Source organism: Streptomyces filamentosus (assembly GCF_014654895.1).
In the GTDB taxonomy this organism is placed as follows: Bacteria; Actinomycetota; Actinomycetes; order Streptomycetales; family Streptomycetaceae; genus Streptomyces; species Streptomyces filamentosus.
Map to the genome: position 1 here is coordinate 656243 of NZ_BNBE01000003.1, position 20729 is coordinate 676971.

Annotated in this window: 14 protein-coding genes, 3 rRNA genes and 1 pseudogene; 13 read left to right on the forward strand and 5 right to left on the reverse strand. The window is 68.1% G+C overall.

Going from position 1 to position 20729, the window contains the following annotated elements:
* Positions 1-24: 24 nt before the first annotated feature.
* Entirely contained in the window at positions 25-2616 is a 2592-nt protein-coding gene (locus IE326_RS30400) for an ABC transporter ATP-binding protein/permease (protein ID WP_190043863.1), read from the forward strand.
* Positions 2617-2689: 73 nt separating this feature from the next.
* Here the strand turns inward: IE326_RS30400 and IE326_RS30405 are convergent, their stop codons facing one another.
* On the reverse strand, positions 2690-3481 hold the full coding sequence (locus IE326_RS30405) for a transglycosylase SLT domain-containing protein (RefSeq protein WP_190043864.1): 792 nt from the start codon (positions 3479-3481) through the stop codon (positions 2690-2692).
* A gap of 846 nt (positions 3482-4327) precedes the next feature.
* On the opposite strand from IE326_RS30405, the gene IE326_RS30410 reads away from it, so the two are divergent.
* The 3 genes from IE326_RS30410 (at position 4328) to IE326_RS30420 (ending at position 6507) form a co-directional block, all read left to right on the forward strand.
* On the forward strand, positions 4328-5473 hold the full coding sequence (locus IE326_RS30410) for a GAF domain-containing sensor histidine kinase (RefSeq protein WP_190043865.1): 1146 nt from the start codon (positions 4328-4330) through the stop codon (positions 5471-5473).
* The gene (locus tag IE326_RS30415) at positions 5466-6110 is read left to right on the forward strand and encodes a response regulator (RefSeq protein ID WP_030763248.1); all 645 of its coding nucleotides are present in this window, start codon (positions 5466-5468) and stop codon (positions 6108-6110) included. Before IE326_RS30410 ends, IE326_RS30415 begins: the two co-directional genes overlap by 8 nt.
* A gap of 154 nt (positions 6111-6264) precedes the next feature.
* Complete coding sequence (locus tag IE326_RS30420) at positions 6265-6507, forward strand: chaplin (protein ID WP_150227514.1); 243 nt, start codon at positions 6265-6267, stop codon at positions 6505-6507.
* A 255-nt stretch (positions 6508-6762) separates the two neighbouring features.
* On the opposite strand, the gene IE326_RS30425 is transcribed toward IE326_RS30420, so the two are convergent.
* Positions 6763-7554 (reverse strand): Rv1486c family protein, encoded by a 792-nt coding sequence (locus IE326_RS30425; RefSeq protein WP_150227513.1) that lies wholly within the window; start codon positions 7552-7554, stop codon positions 6763-6765.
* A 144-nt stretch (positions 7555-7698) separates the two neighbouring features.
* Here IE326_RS30425 and IE326_RS30430 point away from each other — a divergent pair, with 144 nt between their 5' ends.
* The 4 genes from IE326_RS30430 (at position 7699) to IE326_RS30445 (ending at position 10943) form a co-directional block, all read left to right on the forward strand.
* The gene (locus IE326_RS30430; protein WP_150227512.1) at positions 7699-8490 is read left to right on the forward strand and encodes an ABC transporter ATP-binding protein; all 792 of its coding nucleotides are present in this window, start codon (positions 7699-7701) and stop codon (positions 8488-8490) included.
* A gap of 94 nt (positions 8491-8584) precedes the next feature.
* Positions 8585-9013, forward strand: coding sequence for an NfeD family protein (locus IE326_RS30435; protein WP_150227511.1), 429 nt, complete (start codon positions 8585-8587; stop codon positions 9011-9013).
* 109 nt (positions 9014-9122) lie between these two features.
* A complete protein-coding gene (locus tag IE326_RS30440) occupies positions 9123-10067 on the forward strand; it encodes an SPFH domain-containing protein (protein ID WP_030763263.1) in 945 nt (314 codons plus the stop codon).
* Positions 10068-10175: 108 nt separating this feature from the next.
* Positions 10176-10943 (forward strand): sulfite exporter TauE/SafE family protein, encoded by a 768-nt coding sequence (locus IE326_RS30445; protein WP_150227510.1) that lies wholly within the window; start codon positions 10176-10178, stop codon positions 10941-10943.
* A 75-nt stretch (positions 10944-11018) separates the two neighbouring features.
* Here the strand turns inward: IE326_RS30445 and IE326_RS30450 are convergent, their stop codons facing one another.
* The 3 genes from IE326_RS30450 to IE326_RS30460 all read right to left on the reverse strand — a co-directional run bounded on the left by IE326_RS30450 (position 11019) and on the right by IE326_RS30460 (position 13040).
* Complete coding sequence (locus tag IE326_RS30450; protein ID WP_030763270.1) at positions 11019-11525, reverse strand: HNH endonuclease; 507 nt, start codon at positions 11523-11525, stop codon at positions 11019-11021.
* Between the two features lie 158 nt (positions 11526-11683).
* Positions 11684-12223 carry a YbhB/YbcL family Raf kinase inhibitor-like protein gene (locus IE326_RS30455; RefSeq protein ID WP_150227509.1) on the reverse strand — a complete coding sequence of 180 codons (540 nt, stop codon included), beginning with the start codon at positions 12221-12223 and terminating at the stop codon, positions 11684-11686.
* A 34-nt stretch (positions 12224-12257) separates the two neighbouring features.
* Complete coding sequence (locus IE326_RS30460; RefSeq protein WP_150227508.1) at positions 12258-13040, reverse strand: sporulation protein; 783 nt, start codon at positions 13038-13040, stop codon at positions 12258-12260.
* An 87-nt stretch (positions 13041-13127) separates the two neighbouring features.
* Between IE326_RS30460 and IE326_RS30465 the strand changes: the two genes are divergently transcribed.
* From IE326_RS30465 to IE326_RS42045, 5 genes and pseudogenes are all read left to right on the forward strand, one after another.
* Positions 13128-13790 carry a DNA-3-methyladenine glycosylase gene (locus tag IE326_RS30465; protein ID WP_190043866.1) on the forward strand — a complete coding sequence of 221 codons (663 nt, stop codon included), beginning with the start codon at positions 13128-13130 and terminating at the stop codon, positions 13788-13790.
* 497 nt (positions 13791-14287) lie between these two features.
* Positions 14288-15812: ribosomal RNA gene (locus tag IE326_RS30470) — 16S ribosomal RNA — on the forward strand.
* Positions 15813-16094: 282 nt separating this feature from the next.
* Positions 16095-19216: ribosomal RNA gene (locus IE326_RS30475) — 23S ribosomal RNA — on the forward strand.
* A gap of 105 nt (positions 19217-19321) precedes the next feature.
* Positions 19322-19438: ribosomal RNA gene (gene rrf / locus IE326_RS30480) — 5S ribosomal RNA — on the forward strand.
* The 16S, 23S and 5S rRNA genes sit together here, the layout of an rRNA operon.
* Before the next feature lie 484 nt (positions 19439-19922).
* Positions 19923-20453: pseudogene (locus tag IE326_RS42045) on the forward strand (DEAD/DEAH box helicase); the annotation flags it as partial.
* Between the last annotated feature and the right edge of the window lie 276 nt (positions 20454-20729).

The following is a 20729-nucleotide window of genomic DNA, read 5'->3' on the forward strand; positions in this document are numbered from 1 at the left end:
CGGGGGTGCATCGGGGGACACACAGTGGGGCATGGAGTGCCAGAACTCGTACTCGAACTCAACGGCAGGACCTGGACGCTCGACGCGTCCCGGTCGTACACCCTGGGCCGCGACCCCCAGGGGGACCTGGCCATCGAAGACGCCAGGGTCTCGTGGCGGCACGCCACCATCAGCTGGAACGGCCGGAGCTGGGCCATCGAGGACCACGGCTCCACCAACGGCACCTTCGTCGCCGGGCAGCGGATCCAGCAGCTGGAGATCGGTCCCGGCACCGTCGTCCACCTCGGCAACCCGACGGACGGCCCGCGCCTGAACCTCAGCGCCGCGCACGCAGGACAGCCGGTGCACGCGCACCAGGGCGGCGGGCCCGTACAGCCGCCCGCCCAGCAGCCCGTGCAGCCGCCGGCGCAGCAGCCCGGCGGGCAGGCCGAGTGGGCCGCCCCCGCCGCCCCGCCGCAGCAGGGCGGTTGGCAGCAGCCCGCCCAGCCGCCGGCGCAGCAGCCCGGCGCCCAGGTCCCGCCGCACGTGCCCCACCAGAGCGGCGGCCCGGTCGAGCAGCTCGCGCAGAAGACCAACGGCGCCGCGGGGGCGTCGTCGGCCTACTCCGACCGCAGCCCGACCACCTTCCACCAGCTGGCCCTCGGCCACGTGATGCGCATCGGCCGCGCGCTCGAGAACGAACTGGTCGTCTCCGACCTCCAGGTCTCGCGCCACCACGCCGAGTTCCACGCCACGCCCGACGGCCGCATGGAGATCCGCGACCTCGGCTCGCACAACGGCACCTACGTCAACGGCCAGCCGATCCCCAAGGGCGGCAGCGCCCTCCTCGGCCCGCAGGACATCGTCGGCGTCGGCCACTCCACCTTCCGGATCGTCGGCGGCCAGCTGGAAGAGTTCGTCGACACCGGCTCGGTCTCCTTCTCGGCCCGCCACCTCACGGTCACCGTCGACGGCGGCAAGCAGATCCTCAAGGACGTCTCCTTCGGCGTCCCCGAGAAGTCGCTCATCGGCGTCATCGGCCCCTCCGGCTCCGGCAAGTCGACCCTCCTCAAGGCGCTCACCGGCTACCGGCCCGCCGACCAGGGCGACGTCCTCTACGACAACCGCAGCCTCTACAAGCAGTTCGCCGAGCTGCGCCAGCGCATCGGCCTGGTCCCGCAGGACGACATCCTGCACAAGGAGCTGACCGTCCAGAAGGCGCTCCGGTACGCCGCCAAGCTCCGCTTCCCCGGCGACACCGCGACCGCCGAGCGTGAGGCCCGCATCGACGAGGTGCTGCGCGAGCTCAAGCTCGACATCCACAAGGAGAAGAAGGTCACCTCCCTCTCCGGCGGCCAGCGCAAGCGCGTCTCGGTCGCCCTGGAGCTGCTGACCAAGCCCTCGCTGATCTTCCTGGACGAGCCGACCTCCGGCCTCGACCCGGGCATGGACCGCGACGTCATGCAGCTGCTCCGCGGCCTCGCCGACGACGGCCGCACGGTCCTCGTCGTCACCCACTCCGTCGCCGAGCTCGCCCTGTGCGACAAGCTCCTGGTGATGGCGCCCGGCGGCTCCGTGGCGTACTTCGGCCCGCCGGACGAGGCGCTGAACTTCTTCGGCTACTCCTCCTGGGCCGACGTCTTCTCCGCCTTCGAGAACTACCGCGACTACGACTGGGCCGGCCGCTGGAAGGGCTCGCAGCACTACCAGCTGTACGCCGCCGACATCGACGCCGTCGCCGCCCAGCCCGTCCACGTGCCGCAGCAGGCGATGTCCCGCCCGCCCAAGCCGCAGGGCTGGGGCTCCCAGCTGTGGACCCTGATCCGCCGCTACACCTCGGTGATCGTCTCCGACAAGGGCTTCCTCGCCCTCATGGTGATCCTCCCCGCGGTCATCGGCTCGGTCTCCGTGGTCATCCCGGCCGACTTCGGCCTCGCGCCGCCCACGCCGCCGTCCCGGTTCAACGGCGACGCCGGCATCATCATGCTGATCCTCACGGTCGGCATGTGCTTCTCCGGCGCGGCCAACTCCGTACGAGAGCTGATCAAGGAACGGGTCATCTACGAACGGGAGCGCGCCACCGGCCTCTCCCGCTCGGCCTACCTGATGTCCAAGGTCATCGTCCTCGGCGTCATCACGGCCTTCCAGGGCGTCATCCTCTGCGCCATCGGCTTCGCCATCCGCGACCTGCCCGCCGAGGGCCTGCTCATGCCGCCGGCCGTCGAGCTCTGCCTCGTCGTCATCGCGCTCGGCCTCACCTCGATGATGGTCGGCCTGGTCATCTCCGCGCTGGTGAAGACCGCCGAGAAGACGATGCCGCTGCTCGTCATGTTCGCGATCGTCCAGGTCGTCTTCACCGGCATCCTCTTCAAGGTCTTCGGCTCGCCCGGCCTGGAGCAGTTCGCCTGGCTCATGCCCTCCCGCTGGGCCATCGCCGGCGCCGGCACCACCCTGGACCTCGGCCACCTGATGGCGCCGTGGGACCCGAAGAACCCCACCGACCTGGACCCGCTGTGGGAGCACAGCGCCGGCCAGTGGGGCTTCAACATCGCCGTGCTGCTGGTCATGACCACGATCCTCGGCATCGCGGTCGCCCGGCTGCTGCGCCGCCACGAGCCCGAGGTCATGCGCGAATAACGGCCCCGCCGGCACACGCCACGAGGGCGGCACCCCGCACGGGGTGCCGCCCTCCGGCGTTCGCGTCGACGGCTCAGTACGCGCTGTTGACGTTGTCGATCGAGCCGTAGCGGTCGGCCGCGTAGTTGGCGGCGGCGACGATGTTGGCGACCGGGTCGTACTGGTCGAACTTGGTGCCCTTGACGTGGTACGCCTTGAACGTCGGGTAGATGACCTGGAGCAGACCCTTCGACGGGATGCCGTTCCGGGCGTTGATGTCCCAGTTGTTGATGGCGTACGGGTTGCCGCTGGACTCGCGCATGATGTTCTTGTGCAGGCCGTGGTATGAGCCCGGGATGTCGTGCTTGTCCATGATGAAGAGCGCCTCGCGGATCCAGCCGTCGAGGTTGTTCGCGAAGACCGGGGTGCGGGTGACGGAGCGGCTCGCCGCCGTCTTCGTCGCGGTCCGCTTCTTCGCCGCGGCCTTCGCCGCGGCCCGGGCCTTCGCCTTCGCGGCGGCCTTCGCCTCGGCGGCCCGCTTCTTCGCGGCCGCGTCGGCCTTGGCCTTCGCCGCCGCCTTGGCCTTCGCCTGCGCCGCGGCCTGCGCCTTGGTCTTCAGCGCGGCGTCCTGCTTGGCCTTCAGGCCGAGGGCGGTGTGCTGGTCCGACACGCTCGCCGCCAGCGCCTTCGCCTGCGGGCTGTTCGCGTCGTACGACCACGCCACCTTCTGGTGGGTGTTCAGCGCCAGCGGCTCGGTCTCCGTGGAGCCGTTGCCCGGCACCAGGGAGAGGGTGAGGGCGGCGGCGCCCAGAGCGGCGACACCGGCGATCGTGGCCTTGTGGGTCTTCTTCAGACCACGACTGTGGCCAGGGGCGTTCTGAGACATGACAGGACTACCTCTTCGGATCGCTGGGGGTCGCTGGGCCGGGGCGGCGCTGCGCCTGCTCGGCGGCGACGGGGGCAATTCTTAGCGGCAGCAAAATCGCCTGGCAAAGGTGTGACGTACGAAGCGGGATAGTGGATCAGGGGCCCGTGTACATGCCCGACACAGGCGTTCAAGGCCGATTCGTCCCGCCCCGAACCACCCCATACCCCTCCACTAGGGAGCTTCGTAAGTGACCTGCGCCCTATGCCCGGGCTCACACGGCACACCCGAGAAACTCACCCTTGGTTGCGTCAGCAACGCACACGGTGAGCGTTCTCCGCCGGAAGGAGGAGGGAACCCCCCTCGAACTCCTCCCGAAGAGGGCACCCCCCTCCCCAGCAGGCCGTACCCGTCCCGCCCCGCCGCCCCGAAGGACCCGCACGCGGAGGGCGTCTCGGCCGAGCGGGCGCCCCGGGGCGGGCCGGACCGCTCCGGCCCGCCCCCCCACGCACGCACGCGCGTGGCGTCCCGGACGCCGATGACGGCCTGGGCGGCGCGCACCCCACCCACGCGCGCGCGTGGCGGACGCGCCCCGCGGGGCAGTACGTCGGCGTCTATCCCCCCCGCACGCGCGCGCGTGGCTCCTCTTACCCGTGGGGGAGTCCCGGGGCCCCTTACCCGTGGGAGGGGAGTCCCGGATCCCCGCTCCCCACGAGGCCCGGGACGGCCCCGCCACCCCCGACAGCCCCGCCCGGCCCTCCTCCCCCCACCCCCGGCGGGGGGCCCTCGGACCTAGGTCCCGCGACCCGTCCCCCCGCCGTCCACAGCCCCATACGGGCCGTCGCCCCCCGCCGGTACGGTGAGGCCATGAGCCACCGACCGAGCTCCGGCCTCGCCGCCGTGAGCACCGCACTCCTGGCGATGAGCCGGCAGATGGAGGTCCGCGACGTCCTCAAGACGATCGTGGCCTCCGCCCGCGAGCTCCTCGACGCCGAGTACGCGGCCCTGGGCGTCCCCGACGACCACGGCGGCTTCGCCCAGTTCGTCGTCGACGGCGTCACCGACGAGCAGTGGAAGGCCATCGGCCCGCTGCCCCGCCAGCACGGCGTCCTCGCCGCGATGCTCCACAAGGCCGAGCCCGAGCGGCTCGCCGACGTCCGCGAGGACCCCCGCTTCGGCGGCTGGCCCGACGCCCACCCCGAGCTCTCCGACTTCCTCGGCCTCCCCGTCCGCGACGGCGACGAGATCCTGGGCGCCCTCTTCCTCGCCAACAAGCGCTGCCCCAAGCCCGAGGGGAGCTGCGGCTTCACCGCACAGGACGAGGAGCTCCTCGGCATCCTCGCCCAGCACGCGGCCATCGCCCTCACCAACGCCCGGCTGTACGAGCGCAGCCGCGAGCTCACCATCGCCGAGGAGCGCTCCCGGCTCGCCCACGAGCTGCACGACGCCGTCAGCCAGAAGCTCTTCTCCCTCCGGCTCACCGCCCAGGCCGCCGCCGCCCTCGTCGACCGCGACCCGGCCCGCGCCAAGGGCGAGCTCCAGCAGGTCGCCGCCCTCGCCGCCGAGGCCGCCGACGAGCTGCGCGCCGCCGTCGTGGAGCTCCGTCCGGCCGCCCTGGACGAGGACGGCCTCGTCCACACCCTGCGCACCCAGGTCCAGGTCCTCGACCGCGCCCACACCGCCCGCGTCGTCTTCGACAGCCCCGGCATCCGGGCCCTGCCCGCCGCCCAGGAGGAGGCCGTCCTCCGGGTCGCCCAGGAGGCCCTGCACAACGCGCTGCGGCACGCCGACGCGGCCCTGGTCACCGTCACCCTCACCCGGCACGGCCAGGGCGCCCGGCTCACCGTCGCCGACGACGGCCGCGGCTTCGACCCCGGCACCGTCCGCAGCGCCGGCCGTCACCTCGGCCTGGTGTCCATGCGCGACCGCGCCGCCGGAGCCGGTGGTGCCCTCACCGTGACCTCCGCCCCCGGCGAGGGCACCACGATCGACATGGAGGTCCCCGGTGGCTGACCGGCTCATCCGCGTGCTCCTGGTCGACGACCACCAGGTCGTCCGCCGCGGCCTGCGCACCTTCCTGGAGGTCCAGGACGACATAGAGGTCGTCGGCGAGGCGTCCGACGGCGCCGAGGGCGTCGCCCGCGCCGAGGAGCTCCGCCCCGACGTCGTCCTCATGGACGTCAAGATGCCCGGCACCGACGGCATCGAGGCCCTGAAGCGGCTCCAGGCCCTCGCCAACCCGGCGAAGGTCCTCGTCGTCACCAGCTTCACCGAGCAGCGCACCGTCGTGCCCGCCCTGCGCGCCGGTGCCTCCGGATACGTCTACAAGGACGTCGACCCCGAGGCGCTCGCCGGCGCCATCCGCTCCGTCCACGCGGGCCACGTCCTGCTCCACCCCGAGGTCGCGGGCGCCCTCCTCTCCCAGGACGACCCCCAGGGCGGTACGGGACGGGGCACCACCCTCACCGAGCGCGAGCGCGAGGTCCTCGGCCTCATCGCCGACGGCCGCTCCAACCGCGAGATCGCGCGGGCCCTCGTCCTCTCCGAGAAGACGGTGAAGACCCACGTCTCGAACATCCTCATGAAGCTCGACCTGGCGGACCGCACCCAGGCGGCGCTCTGGGCGGTCCGCCACGGCCTCACCACCTGATGCGCCCCCGTCACGCGCCGGGGCGCACGCCCGTTCAGAAGGTCATACCGTCGGGTGTACATCCCCCGTTCGGCGCAACCCGGCGGGGCGATCGGCGTTCTCCAAGGCGTGCTGCGGCGGACCGGCCGCAGCGATGACCAGGAGGAAGTACCAAGTGAAGAACTTCAAGAAGGCCGCCGCCCTCACCATGGTCGCCGGTGGCATCGTCGCCGCCGGTGCCGGTGTCGCCTCCGCCCACGGCGCCGAGGCCGAAGGCAAGGCCCTCAACTCCCCGGGTGTCGCCTCCGGCAACGCGGTGCAGGTCCCGGTCCACGTCCCCGTGAACGTCTCCGGCAACACGGTCAACGTGATCGGCCTGCTCAACCCCGCCTTCGGCAACCACGCCCTCAACGGCTGACCGCCCCCCCATCGTGCGCGGCCCCCGGAACTCCACTCCGGGGGCCGCGCCCGTTCCCGCGCTCCTCCCGCGCCCCCCCCGCACCGCTCGGCGCCGGGGTGCCCCCGGGCTTCTGAACGCCGCGCCGCACCCCGTCCGCCGGCCGACCGGAAGCCCGCCGGCCGACCGGAAGCTGCCGGCCGACCGGAAGCTGCCGGCCGACCGGAAGCTGCCGGCCGACCGGAAGCCCGCCGGGCGCCGGCGCCCGTGCGCCGGTCAGAAGCCCCGTTCCCGCTCCCGTTCCTCCACCCACGCGTTGTACGCCGCGACCTGCGCCCGCCGGGCGACCCGCTCCACCGGCGCCAGCGCCGCCCCCCGTGCCGCCATCTCGGACGCGCTGACCGCGCCCCCGTGACCGTCGCCGTATGCCAGGCCGACCATCAGGCCGATCCGCCGGGCCAGCTCCAGCACCCGGACCGCGCGCGGCGGGTAGCCGGGGGCCAGGACCTCGCGGCCCGCCTCCGCCCGCGCCCGGTACGCCTCGCGCGCCGCCTCCGCCGCCGGGCCCGACGCGGCCACGTCCAGCCGGGTCAGGGCCGCCGTGGCGTCCCGCAGCGCCTCCGCCAGCTCCCGCTCCGCCTCGCTCAGCGAGGGCACGTCGGCCGGCGGGGCCTCCCGCACGGCCAGGCAGTGCCACACCACCTCGACGTGCACGTCCCCGCGCGGGCCCGCCTCGGAGACCTCCGGCACGAGCCCGTACGGTGCCCCGTACCCGACCACCGCCTCCTCCGCCTCCAACGCGCGCGCGTTGAAGTCCGGCGGCCCGCTCAGCCCCAGCGGGTGCCCCGGCGCCGGCAGGGCCACCCGCCACCCGGTCACCCCGAGCCGCCGCAGCCGCCCCAGCGCCAGCGTCAGCCCCACCGGACCCGCCTCACCCGGCAGCCCCGCCACGCGGTGCACCGCGTCCTCCCCGACAATCGCCAGCGCCGCGTCGTCCGGCGACACCGCCCCGGCCAGCAGGGCATTGCCCCAGGCGGCCAGGCGTCCTGAACGTGGTTCCGAAAGCATCCCCCCAGAGTAGGGACCCGAACGACGCCCTAGGGACCGGGCCGCCCCGCCGATGACGTAGGTTTTCCCGTGGACGCCGCATCCGCGGCCCAAGGCGACGACACGAGCCGACACGACTCGACGGCAAGGGGAGACAACGCGCTCATGAGCGATGTACTGGACCTGGTGGACGTATCCGTGGTCCGCGACGGACGGGCTCTGGTGGACGGGGTCTCCTGGTCGGTCAAGGAAGGCGAGCGCTGGGTCATCCTCGGTCCCAACGGGGCCGGCAAGACCACCCTCCTGAACGTCGCCTCCAGCTACCTCTACCCCTCCTCCGGCAGCGCCACCATCCTCGGTGAGCGCCTCGGCTCCGTCGACGTCTTCGAGCTGCGCCCCCGCATCGGCATGGCCGGCATCGCCATGGCCGAGAAGCTGCCCAAGCGCCAGACCGTCCTCCAGACCGTCCTCACCGCCGCGTACGGCATGACCGCCACCTGGAACGAGGACTACGACCCGGTCGACGAGGAGCGCGCCCGCGCCTTCCTCGACCGCCTCGGCATGAACGACTACCTGGACCGCAGGTTCGGCACCCTCTCCGAGGGCGAGCGCAAGCGCACCCTGATCGCCCGCGCGATGATGACCGACCCCGAGCTCCTCCTCCTCGACGAGCCCGCCGCCGGCCTCGACCTCGGCGGCCGCGAGGACCTCGTCCGCCGTCTCGGCCGCCTGGCCCGCGACCCGTACGCCCCCTCCATGATCATGGTCACCCACCACGTCGAGGAGATCCCGCCGGGCTTCACCCACGTCCTGATGATCCGTCAGGGCAAGCTGCTCGCGGCCGGACCCGTGGAGACCGAGCTCAACTCCCGCAACCTCTCCCGCTGTTTCGGCCTCCCGCTCGTCGTCGAGCGCGTCGGCGACCGCTGGACCGCCCAGGGCCTCCCGCTCAAGTAGCCCCGCCCGACAGGGCCGTGGACCGCCGTGCCCCGCACAGCCACGGCACCCCGCGCCCTGTCCGATCCGGCCCCACCCGCCCTACCATGGCCCCGTGGACATCGACGCATGGATCTGGTGGCTGATCGGCGCGGTGGGGCTCGGCATCCCCCTGGTGCTGACCGCGATGCCGGAGTTCGGCATGTTCGCCGTCGGCGCGGTCGCCGGCGCGGTCACGGCGGCCCTCGGCTTCGGGGTCGTCGCCCAGGTGATCGTCTTCGTGGCCGTCTCCGTGGCGCTCCTCGCCGTCGTCCGCCCGATCGCGGCCCGCCACCGCGCGGGCACCCCCGCCCTCGCCACCGGCATCGACGCGCTGAAGGGCCGTCAGGCCCGCGTGCTGGAAAGGGTCGACGCCGAGGGCGGCCGCATCAAGCTCGCCGGCGAGGTCTGGTCGGCCCGCTCCCTCGACGCCACCCGCGTCTTCGAACCGGGCGACGAGGTCGACGTCGTCGAGATCGAAGGGGCGACCGCCGTCGTCATCTGACCGAAGCCCGCCCCACCACACCCATCCGTCTGGGAAACTCGATCATCGGAAGAGAAACCCGGAAGAGAAACCCGGCACACAACCGGCAGCGAAGGGCACGGGGAACACGATGTCAGCAGTCATCATCGTCCTGATCATTCTGGTGGTGCTCGTCTTCATCGCCCTGATCAAGACGATCCAGGTCATCCCGCAGGCCAGCGCCGCGATCGTGGAGCGCTTCGGCCGCTACACCCGCACCCTCAACGCCGGCCTCAACATCGTCGTCCCGTTCATCGACACGATCCGCAACCGCATCGACCTCCGTGAGCAGGTCGTGCCGTTCCCGCCCCAGCCGGTGATCACCCAGGACAACCTGGTCGTCAACATCGACACCGTCATCTACTACCAGGTGACCGACGCCAGGGCCGCGACCTACGAGGTCGCCAGCTACATCCAGGCCATCGAGCAGCTCACCGTCACCACGCTGCGCAACATCATCGGCGGCATGGACCTGGAGCGCACCCTCACCTCCCGCGAGGACATCAACGCCGCCCTCCGCGGCGTCCTCGACGAGGCCACCGGCAAGTGGGGCATCCGCGTCAACCGCGTCGAGCTCAAGGCCATCGAGCCGCCGACCTCCATCCAGGACTCGATGGAGAAGCAGATGCGCGCCGACCGCGACAAGCGCGCCGCCATCCTCCAGGCCGAGGGCGTCCGCCAGTCCGAGATCCTCCGCGCCGAGGGCGAGAAGCAGTCCGCCATCCTCCGCGCCGAGGGCGAGTCCCAGGCCGCGGCCCTCCGGGCGGAGGGCGAGGCCCAGGCCGTCCGCACCGTCTTCGAGGCCATCCACGCCGGCGACCCGGACCAGAAGCTCCTCTCGTACCAGTACCTCCAGATGCTCCCGAAGATCGCCGAGGGCGACGCCAACAAGCTCTGGATCGTGCCCAGCGAGATCGGCGACGCCCTCAAGGGCCTCTCCGGCGCCCTCGGCGGCATGGGCCAGGGCGGCGCCCCCGCCGCGCCCTTCACCAAGGACGTCCCGTCCGCCAGGCGAGAAGAACCCACCGTCGACTGAACCGGTGGCTGACACGTACACGTAATCCGTGCATGATCGGTGCGAGCCCCTCGACCCCGCCGCACGCGGGGCGGGGAGGCGAGCCACTGACCATGTGAGGAAAAGGCCGTGTCCATCTGGGAAGCCCTGGCGGTCTTCGCCGCAGGAATCGGCGCCGGCGCCATCAACACCATCGTCGGATCGGGCACGCTCATCACGTTCCCGGTCCTGCTCGCGACCGGCCTGCCCCCCATCACCGCGAACGTCTCCAACGCCCTCGGCCTCGTGCCCGGCTCCATCAGCGGGGCCATCGGCTACCGCCGCGAACTCAAGGGCCAGACCCGCCGGGTCCTCCGCCTCGGCGCCGCCGCCCTCGTCGGCGGCCTCGTCGGCGCGATCCTCCTCCTCGCCCTGCCCTCCGAGGCGTTCGACGCGATCGTCCCCGTCCTCATCGGACTGGCCCTGCTCCTCGTCCTCTTCCAGCCCCGCATCGCCGCCGCCGTCCGGCGCCGCCGCGAACGGACCGGCGGCGAGGCCCACCCCGACGGCGGCCCCGCCCTCCTCGTCGGCCTCACCCTCGCCAGCATGTACGGCGGCTACTTCGGCGCCGCCCAGGGGGTCCTCTACCTCTCCCTCATGGGCCTGCTCCTCCACGACGACCTCCAGCGGATCAACGCGGTCAAGAACATCCTCGGCGCCCTCGTCAACGGCGTCGCCGCCGTCTTCTTCCTCTTCGTCGCCGAGTTCGACTGGACCGCCGTCCTCCTCATCGCCGTCGGCTCCACCCTCGGCGGCCAGATCGGCGCCAAGGTCGGCCGCCGCCTCAAGCCGGCCGTCCTGCGCGGAGTGATCATCGCCGTCGGCATCGTCGCCATCCTCCAACTGACTCTGGGATGACGAGATGACGAAAGGGCCCGCCCCGGCCGGGGCGGGCCCTCACACGTCCGTATACGTACGGGCCGGGCGCGCGGATCAGGCGGCGGTACGGGCGAGCCACTCCGGCAGCTCCGACCGCTCACCGGCCCTCATCGCCAGCAGCATCGCGTCCGCGGGCGTCGGCACGAACGGCTGGAAGAGCAGCGGCATCCCCGCCTGCTCCGGCGTCCGGTCCGCCTTCCGGTGGTTGTCCTCCGCACAGGAAGCGACCGTATTCAGCCAACTGTCCCCGCCCCCCTGCGCCCGCGGCACCACGTGGTCCACGGTCGTCGCGCGCTTCCCGCAGTACGCGCACCGGTGCTGGTCCCTGACCAGCACCCCCCTCCTCGACCAGGGGGCCTGTCTTCGGAAGGGCACCCGGACGAAACGGCAGAGCCTGATCACCCGGGGCACCGGCAGGTCGACGGCGGCGGCACGCACCCGCAGATCGGGATGGGACTGCTCCACGACGGCCTTGTCCTGAAGGACCAGGACCACCGCACGGTTGAGTGTCACCGTCGAAAGCGGTTCGAAGCTCGCGTTCAACACCAGCGTGTCCCGCATTGTGCCCACCTCCCGTTGTGCCGGCCCACCCCCCTGGCGGGCTTGGATCAAACGATGGCCGGGCCGGCCGGGGTCGGACAACGCAATTTCGTGCGCAACAAAAGATGCCCGCTTCTGATCTCTCCAAGACCAGAAGCGGGCAAACAACAAACGAACGATCAGCCTTCGGCGGGAGCCGCGTACTCACCGACCAGCTGGGCGCGGCCCAGCGTGTGGAAACGCAGGTTGAACCCGACGGCGGCCGGAGAGGCGTCGGAGTCCGGCCCGAGCTTCTCCGTGTCCACCGCGTACACCGTGAACACGTAGCGGTGCGCCGGGTCCCCGGCCGGCGGGGCGGCCCCGCCGAAGTCCTTCGACCCGTAGTCGTTCCGCGCGTGCACCGCACCGGCCGGCAGTCCCTCGAAGGAGCCCGAACCGGCACCCTCGGGAAGCTCGGTCACCGACACCGGGATGTCGAAGAGCGACCAGTGCCAGAACCCGCTGCCCGTCGGCGCGTCCGGATCGAAGCAGGTGACCGCGAAGCTCTTGGTCCCCTCGGGGAAGCCCTCCCAGCGCAGCTGCGGGGAGACGTTCCCCTTCGCGTACACCTGAGCGTCCTTCAGCACCCCGCCGGGCGCCACGTCGTCACTCGTCACGGTGAACTCGGCCACCGGCGGGTGGAAGGCGTGGGGGAGCGGTGCCCTCGTGCCCTCGGACATGTCGAAACCTCCGTCCTGTTCGTGCGACCCGGGCCTACAGCCAGTTGCGACGGCCGCCGACCTCGGCGAGCCACTGGTTCAGGTACGCGTTCCAGTCGGTGCCCCGGTAGTCGTCCAGCCCCACCTTGAACGCCCGGAACGAGTCGCTGCCCTCGGTGAACAGCCCCGGCTTCTTGTCCATCTCCAGGACGACGTCCATCTCGCGGTCGTCCGCGACGAAGCTGACCTCGACCTGGTTCAGGCCGCGGTACTGCTGCGGCGCGAAGAACTCGATCTCCTGGTAGAAGGGCAGCCGCTGCCGGGTGCCGCGGATGTGCCCGCGCTCCATGTCGGCGCTCTTGAAGCGGAAGCCCAGCTGGATGAAGGCGTCGAGGATCGCCTGCTGCGCCGGCAGCGGGTGCACGTTGATCGGGTCGAGGTCGCCCGAGTCCACCGCGCGGGCGATCTCCAGCTCGGTCTTCACGCCGATCTCCATGCCGTGCAGCCGCTGCCCGGCGATCGTGTTGACCGGGGTCTCCCACGGGATCTCCAGGCCGAACGGCACCACGTGCACCGCCCCGGCCTTCACCTCGAACGCCCCGCCGAGCCGCACCTTCACGAACTCGACGTCCTGCTTGTGCTCCTGGTCGCCGCCCTCGACCTCCACGCGCGCCTGGAGCCCGACGGAAAGGCCCTCGATCTGCTGGTCGACGTTGCCGCCCTGGATCCGGACCTCGCCCTGGACGACACCGCCCGGGACGACGTTCTCCTCGGTGAGCACCGTCTCCACGGTCGCCCCGCCGGCGCCGAGGCTGGCCAGCAGCTTCTTGAATCCCATGCCAGTTTCTCCTTCTCGTTCCTGTCCCCTACATACGCGCGACGACCGTAGCGGGTTCCGGCCGGTTCCCGGTTAGGCTCGGGCGCCATGAGCGAGAGCCCCGACCGTACGCCGCTCCCTCGGAGCTTCTTCGACCGCCCCGTCCTGGAGGTCGCCCCGGACCTCCTGGGCCGCACCCTCGTCCGCACCACGGAAGAGGGCCGGATCGAGCTGAGGCTCACGGAGGTGGAGGCGTACGCCGGCGCGATCGACCCCGGCTCGCACGCCTTCCGCGGCCGCACGGCCCGCAACGCGGTCATGTTCGGCCCGCCGGGACACGCCTATGTCTACTTCACCTACGGCATGTGGCACTGCCTGAACCTGGTGTGCGGCCCCGAGGGCGAGGCGAGCGGCGTACTGCTCCGAGCGGGTGAAGTCCTCCACGGCGCCGACCTGGCCCGCCCCCGCCGCCGCTCGGCCCGCAAGGACACCGAACTCGCGAAGGGCCCGGCCCGTCTGGCCACCGCCCTGGACGTCCCCGGCACGCTCAACGGCACCGACGTCTGCGCAGGCCAGGACGCCCCCCTCGCGGTCCTCACCGGCACCCCGCCGTCCCCCTCCCTGATCCGTACGGGCCCGCGCACGGGCGTCGGAGGCGACGGCGCCGGCCACCCCTGGCGCTTCTGGATCACCGAGGACCCCACCGTCAGTCCGTACCGTCCCCACACGCCCCGGAAGCGCCGACTTGACCCGTCCCGCCCCGACGCGTAACGTAGCCCGAGCCGCTTGAGAAGGTCGTGCTTGTTCAAGCACACCGAGAGCGGCCATCCACTCCTTGACGACACACCCCACGGGGCCTATTTCGGCATGCCGGAATTCGTTTCCAAAAGGCTCGATTATGAGTCGCCGGGGAAATCGGTTAACGTAGTGGAAACGCCGGAAGGGCCCGGAGCGAAAGCGAACGGGGCCGGAAAGCACCGAGGAAATCGGGTCGGAAAGATCTGATAGAGTCGGAAACGAAGGAAGCGCCCGGAGGGCCCGGAAACGGGATCGAAGGAAGCGTCCGCACCTTGAGAACTCAACAGCGTGCCAAAAATCAACGCCAGATTAGTTGATACCCCGTCCATCTTCGGATGGTCGAGGTTCCTTTGAAAAGTCCATCCTCTTCGGGGGGTGGCGATGACACAGCGAGGACGCTGTGGACAGCGGGCCTTATTCCGGCTCGTCTGTCCCGCTCAACGCGAGTGTGACCGGATATCCGGTAAACATTCACGGAGAGTTTGATCCTGGCTCAGGACGAACGCTGGCGGCGTGCTTAACACATGCAAGTCGAACGATGAAGCCCTTCGGGGTGGATTAGTGGCGAACGGGTGAGTAACACGTGGGCAATCTGCCCTTCACTCTGGGACAAGCCCTGGAAACGGGGTCTAATACCGGATACGAGTTCAGGAGGCATCTTCTGGACTGGAAAGCTCCGGCGGTGAAGGATGAGCCCGCGGCCTATCAGCTTGTTGGTGGGGTAACGGCCCACCAAGGCGACGACGGGTAGCCGGCCTGAGAGGGCGACCGGCCACACTGGGACTGAGACACGGCCCAGACTCCTACGGGAGGCAGCAGTGGGGAATATTGCACAATGGGCGAAAGCCTGATGCAGCGACGCCGCGTGAGGGATGACGGCCTTCGGGTTGTAAACCTCTTTCAGCAGGGAAGAAGCGAAAGTGACGGTACCTGCAGAAGAAGCGCCGGCTAACTACGTGCCAGCAGCCGCGGTAATACGTAGGGCGCAAGCGTTGTCCGGAATTATTGGGCGTAAAGAGCTCGTAGGCGGCTTGTCACGTCGGGTGTGAAAGCCCGGGGCTTAACCCCGGGTCTGCATCCGATACGGGCAGGCTAGAGTGTGGTAGGGGAGATCGGAATTCCTGGTGTAGCGGTGAAATGCGCAGATATCAGGAGGAACACCGGTGGCGAAGGCGGATCTCTGGGCCATTACTGACGCTGAGGAGCGAAAGCGTGGGGAGCGAACAGGATTAGATACCCTGGTAGTCCACGCCGTAAACGTTGGGAACTAGGTGTTGGCGACATTCCACGTCGTCGGTGCCGCAGCTAACGCATTAAGTTCCCCGCCTGGGGAGTACGGCCGCAAGGCTAAAACTCAAAGGAATTGACGGGGGCCCGCACAAGCAGCGGAGCATGTGGCTTAATTCGACGCAACGCGAAGAACCTTACCAAGGCTTGACATATACCGGAAAGCGCCAGAGATGGTGCCCCCCTTGTGGTCGGTATACAGGTGGTGCATGGCTGTCGTCAGCTCGTGTCGTGAGATGTTGGGTTAAGTCCCGCAACGAGCGCAACCCTTGTCCTGTGTTGCCAGCATGCCCTTCGGGGTGATGGGGACTCACAGGAGACCGCCGGGGTCAACTCGGAGGAAGGTGGGGACGACGTCAAGTCATCATGCCCCTTATGTCTTGGGCTGCACACGTGCTACAATGGCCGGTACAAAGAGCTGCGATGCCGCGAGGCGGAGCGAATCTCAAAAAGCCGGTCTCAGTTCGGATTGGGGTCTGCAACTCGACCCCATGAAGTCGGAGTTGCTAGTAATCGCAGATCAGCATTGCTGCGGTGAATACGTTCCCGGGCCTTGTACACACCGCCCGTCACGTCACGAAAGTCGGTAACACCCGAAGCCGGTGGCCCAACCCCTCGGGGAGGGAGCTGTCGAAGGTGGGACCAGCGATTGGGACGAAGTCGTAACAAGGTAGCCGTACCGGAAGGTGCGGCTGGATCACCTCCTTTCTAAGGAGCACAGTACCGATTGCAGGCAAACGTTCTGCACGGTCAGCTCATGGGTGGAACGTTGATTAGTTGGCACGATCAGGCGAGTCCTTCACCAGTACTGCTTCGGCGTGGAACGTGAAGAGACCTCAAGAGATCGTGCCTGGCACGTTGTTGGGTATCTGAGGGTACGGCCGCAAGGTTGTGTCTTCGCGATGCCGGCCCCAGTGAAGCACCGAGTTTCGGTGTGTGATGGGTGGCTGGTCGTTGCTTGAGAACTGCACAGTGGACGCGAGCATCTGTGGCCAAGTTTTTAAGGGCGCACGGTGGATGCCTTGGCACCAGGAACCGATGAAGGACGTGGGAGGCCGCGATAGTCCCCGGGGAGCCGTCAACCAGGCTTTGATCCGGGGGTTTCCGAATGGGGAAACCCGGCAGTCGTCATGGGCTGTCACCCACTGCTGAACACATAGGCAGTGTGGAGGGAACGAGGGGAAGTGAAACATCTCAGTACCCTCAGGAAGAGAAAACAACCGTGATTCCGGGAGTAGTGGCGAGCGAAACCGGATGAGGCCAAACCGTATGCGTGTGATACCCGGCAGGGGTTGCGCATGCGGGGTTGTGGGAGTTCTCTTGATCAGTCTGCCGGCTGGTCGGCGAGTCAGAAACCGTATGGATAGTCGAAGGACATGCGAAAGGTCCGGCGTAGAGGGTAAGACCCCCGTAGACGAAATCTGTACGGCTCGCTTGAGTATTTCCCAAGTAGCACGGGGCCCGAGAAATCCCGTGTGAATCTGGCGGGACCACCCGCTAAGCCTAAATATTCCCTGGTGACCGATAGCGGATAGTACCGTGAGGGAATGGTGAAAAGTACCGCGGGAGCGGAGTGAAATAGTACCTGAAACCGTGTGCCTACAAGCCGTGGGAGCGTCGGACACAAGCTTGCTTGTGTCTCGTGACTGCGTGCCTTTTGAAGAATGAGCCTGCGAGTTTGCGGTGTGTTGCGAGGTTAACCCGTGTGGGGAAGCCGTAGCGAAAGCGAGTCCGAACAGGGCGATTCAGTAGCACGCTCAAGACCCGAAGCGGAGTGATCTAGCCATGGGCAGGTTGAAGCGGAGGTAAGACTTCGTGGAGGACCGAACCCACCAGGGTTGAAAACCTGGGGGATGACCTGTGGTTAGGGGTGAAAGGCCAATCAAACTCCGTGATAGCTGGTTCTCCCCGAAATGCATTTAGGTGCAGCGTCGTGTGTTTCTTGCCGGAGGTAGAGCACTGGATAGGCGATGGGCCCTACCGGGTTACTGACCTTAGCCAAACTCCGAATGCCGGTAAGTGAGAGCACGGCAGTGAGACTGTGGGGGATAAGCTCCATGGTCGAGAGGGAAACAGCCCAGAGCATCGACTAAGGCCCCTAAGCGTACGCTAAGTGGGAAAGGATGTGGAGTCGCAGAGACAACCAGGAGGTTGGCTTAGAAGCAGCCACCCTTGAAAGAGTGCGTAATAGCTCACTGGTCAAGTGATTCCGCGCCGACAATGTAGCGGGGCTCAAGCGTACCGCCGAAGTCGTGTCATTGCAGTACATACCCCCAACGGGGACTGTGATGGGTAGGGGAGCGTCGTGTGCCGGGTGAAGCAGCCGCGGAAGCGAGTTGTGGACGGTTCACGAGTGAGAATGCAGGCATGAGTAGCGATACACACGTGAGAAACGTGTGCGCCGATTGACTAAGGGTTCCTGGGTCAAGCTGATCTGCCCAGGGTAAGTCGGGACCTAAGGCGAGGCCGACAGGCGTAGTCGATGGACAACCGGTTGATATTCCGGTACCCGCTTTGAAACGCCCAATATCGAGCCCATTAATGCTAAGCCCGTGAAGCCGTTCCGGACCCTTCGGGGAATGGAAAGTGGTGGAGCCGGCGAACCAAGGTGGTAGTAGGTAAGCGATGGGGTGACGCAGGAAGGTAGTCCAGCCCGGGCGGTGGTTGTCCCGGGGTAAGGGTGTAGGACGCACGGTAGGCAAATCCGTCGTGCACATAGTCTGAGACCTGATGCCGAGCCGATTGTGGTGAAGTGGATGATCCTATGCTGTCGAGAAAAGCCTCTAGCGAGTTTCATGGCGGCCCGTACCCTAAACCGACTCAGGTGGTCAGGTAGAGAATACCGAGGCGTTCGGGTGAACTATGGTTAAGGAACTCGGCAAAATGCCCCCGTAACTTCGGGAGAAGGGGGGCCATCACTGGTGATGACACTTGCTGTCTGAGCTGGGGGTGGCCGCAGAGACCAGCGAGAAGCGACTGTTTACTAAAAACACAGGTCCGTGCGAAGCCGTAAGGCGATGTATACGGACTGACGCCTGCCCGGTGCTGGAACGTTAAGGGGACCGGTTAGTGACCTTTCGGGGTTGCGAAGCTGAGAACTTAAGCGCCAGTAAACGGCGGTGGTAACTATAACCATCCTAAGGTAGCGAAATTCCTTGTCGGGTAAGTTCCGACCTGCACGAATGGCGTAACGACTTCTCGACTGTCTCAACCATAGGCCCGGTGAAATTGCACTACGAGTAAAGATGCTCGTTTCGCGCAGAAGGACGGAAAGACCCCGGGACCTTTACTACAGTTTGATATTGGTGTTCGGTTCGGCTTGTGTAGGATAGGTGGGAGACTGTGAAGCGGCCACGCCAGTGGTTGTGGAGTCGTCGTTGAAATACCACTCTGGTCGTGCTGGATGTCTAACCTCGGTCCGTGATCCGGATCAGGGACAGTGTCTGATGGGTAGTTTAACTGGGGCGGTTGCCTCCCAAAGGGTAACGGAGGCGCCCAAAGGTTCCCTCAGCCTGGTTGGCAATCAGGTGTTGAGTGTAAGTGCACAAGGGAGCTTGACTGTGAGACCGACGGGTCGAGCAGGGACGAAAGTCGGGACTAGTGATCCGGCGGTGGCTTGTGGAAGCGCCGTCGCTCAACGGATAAAAGGTACCCCGGGGATAACAGGCTGATCTTCCCCAAGAGTCCATATCGACGGGATGGTTTGGCACCTCGATGTCGGCTCGTCGCATCCTGGGGCTGGAGTCGGTCCCAAGGGTTGGGCTGTTCGCCCATTAAAGCGGTACGCGAGCTGGGTTTAGAACGTCGTGAGACAGTTCGGTCCCTATCCTCTGTGCGCGTAGGAATATTGAGAAGGGCTGTCCCTAGTACGAGAGGACCGGGACGGACGAACCTCTGGTGTGCCAGTTGTCCTGCCAAGGGCATGGCTGGTTGGCTACGTTCGGGAGGGATAACCGCTGAAAGCATCTAAGCGGGAAGCCTGCTTCGAGATGAGTATTCCCACCTCCTTGAGAGGGTAAGGCTCCCAGTAGACGACTGGGTTGATAGGCCGGATGTGGAAGCCCAGTAATGGGTGGAGCTGACCGGTACTAATAGGCCGAGGGCTTGTCCTCAGTTGCTCGCGTCCACTGTGTTTGTTCTGAAGCAACGAACGGTTGCTGGTTTCAGAGCTGGAACACAACTACAGAGTGTGCTTGTTCGCTCGAAACCGATAGGGTTTCGGTGGTCATAGCGTTAGGGAAACGCCCGGTTACATTCCGAACCCGGAAGCTAAGCCTTTCAGCGCCGATGGTACTGCAGGGGGGACCCTGTGGGAGAGTAGGACACCGCCGAACAAATCTTCAGGACCCCTGGTCCCAGCGTTCACGCTGGGACCAGGGGTCCTTTTGTTTTTGCTTGACTTTTCCGAAGCGCGGTCGTGTGCCGGCTGCGCGAGAATGACTGCAGTACCCGAAGACAGGAGTCACGTCGATGTCCACCAACTCTCCCGACGACCGTCCGGAGCGCGAGCCGCGTCGCAGGGACGGTGCCGGTGGTGACCGGGGCGGCTTCCGTGGGCCGCGCCGCGACGACAACCGTGGTGGCGGCGGCTTCCGCCGCGATGACAACCGCGGCGGTGGCGGCGGCTACCGCCGTGACGACCGTGGTGACAGCCGTGACCGTGGTGGCGACAACCGGGGCGGCGACAACCGTGGTGGCGGTGGCTACCGTCGCGACGACCGCAGCGGTGGCGGCTTCCGCCGTGACGACAACCGCGGCGGTGGCGGCGGCTACCGTGGTGGCGACAACCGTGGCGGTGGCGGTTTCCGCCGCGATGACCGGCGCGATGAGCGTCCGTCGTCGTTCCGTCGCGACGACCGGCCCTCCTTCCCCCGTGACGACCGTGGCGGCGACAACCGCGGCGGTGGCGGCTTCCGCCGCGACGACCGTGGTGGCGACAACCGCGGTGGCGGCTTCCGTCGCGACGACCGTCGTGATGACAACCGGGGCGGCGGCGGTTTCCGCCGTGACGACCGGGGCGGTGACAACCGCGGTGGCGGTTTCCGCCGTGACGACCGGCGTGATGAGCGTCCGTCGTCGTTCCGTCGTGACGACCGGCCCTCCTTCCCCCGTGACGACCGTGGCGGCGACAACCGCGGCGGTGGCGGTTTCCGCCGCGATGACCGTGGTGGCGAGCGCGGTGGGTACCGTGGCCGGGACGACCGTCGTGATGACAACCGGGGCGGCGGCGGTTTCCGCCGTGACGACCGGGGTGGCGACAACCGCGGTGGCGGCTTCCGCCGTGACGACCGGCGTGACGAGCGTCCGTCGTCGTTCCGTCGCGACGACCGGCCCTCCTTCCCCCGTGACGACCGTGGCGGCGACAACCGCGGCGGTGGCGGCTTCCGTCGCGACGACCGTCGTGATGACAACCGGGGTGGCGGCGGTTTCCGCCGTGACGACCGGGGTGGCGACAACCGCGGTGGCGGCTTCCGCCGTGACGACCGGCGCGATGAGCGTCCGTCGTCGTTCCGTCGCGACGACCGGCCCTCGTACCGCCGTGACGACCGTGGCGGCGACAACCGCGGTGGTGGCTTCCGTCGTGACGACCGGGGTGGCGAGCGCGGTGGGTACCGTGGCCGGGAC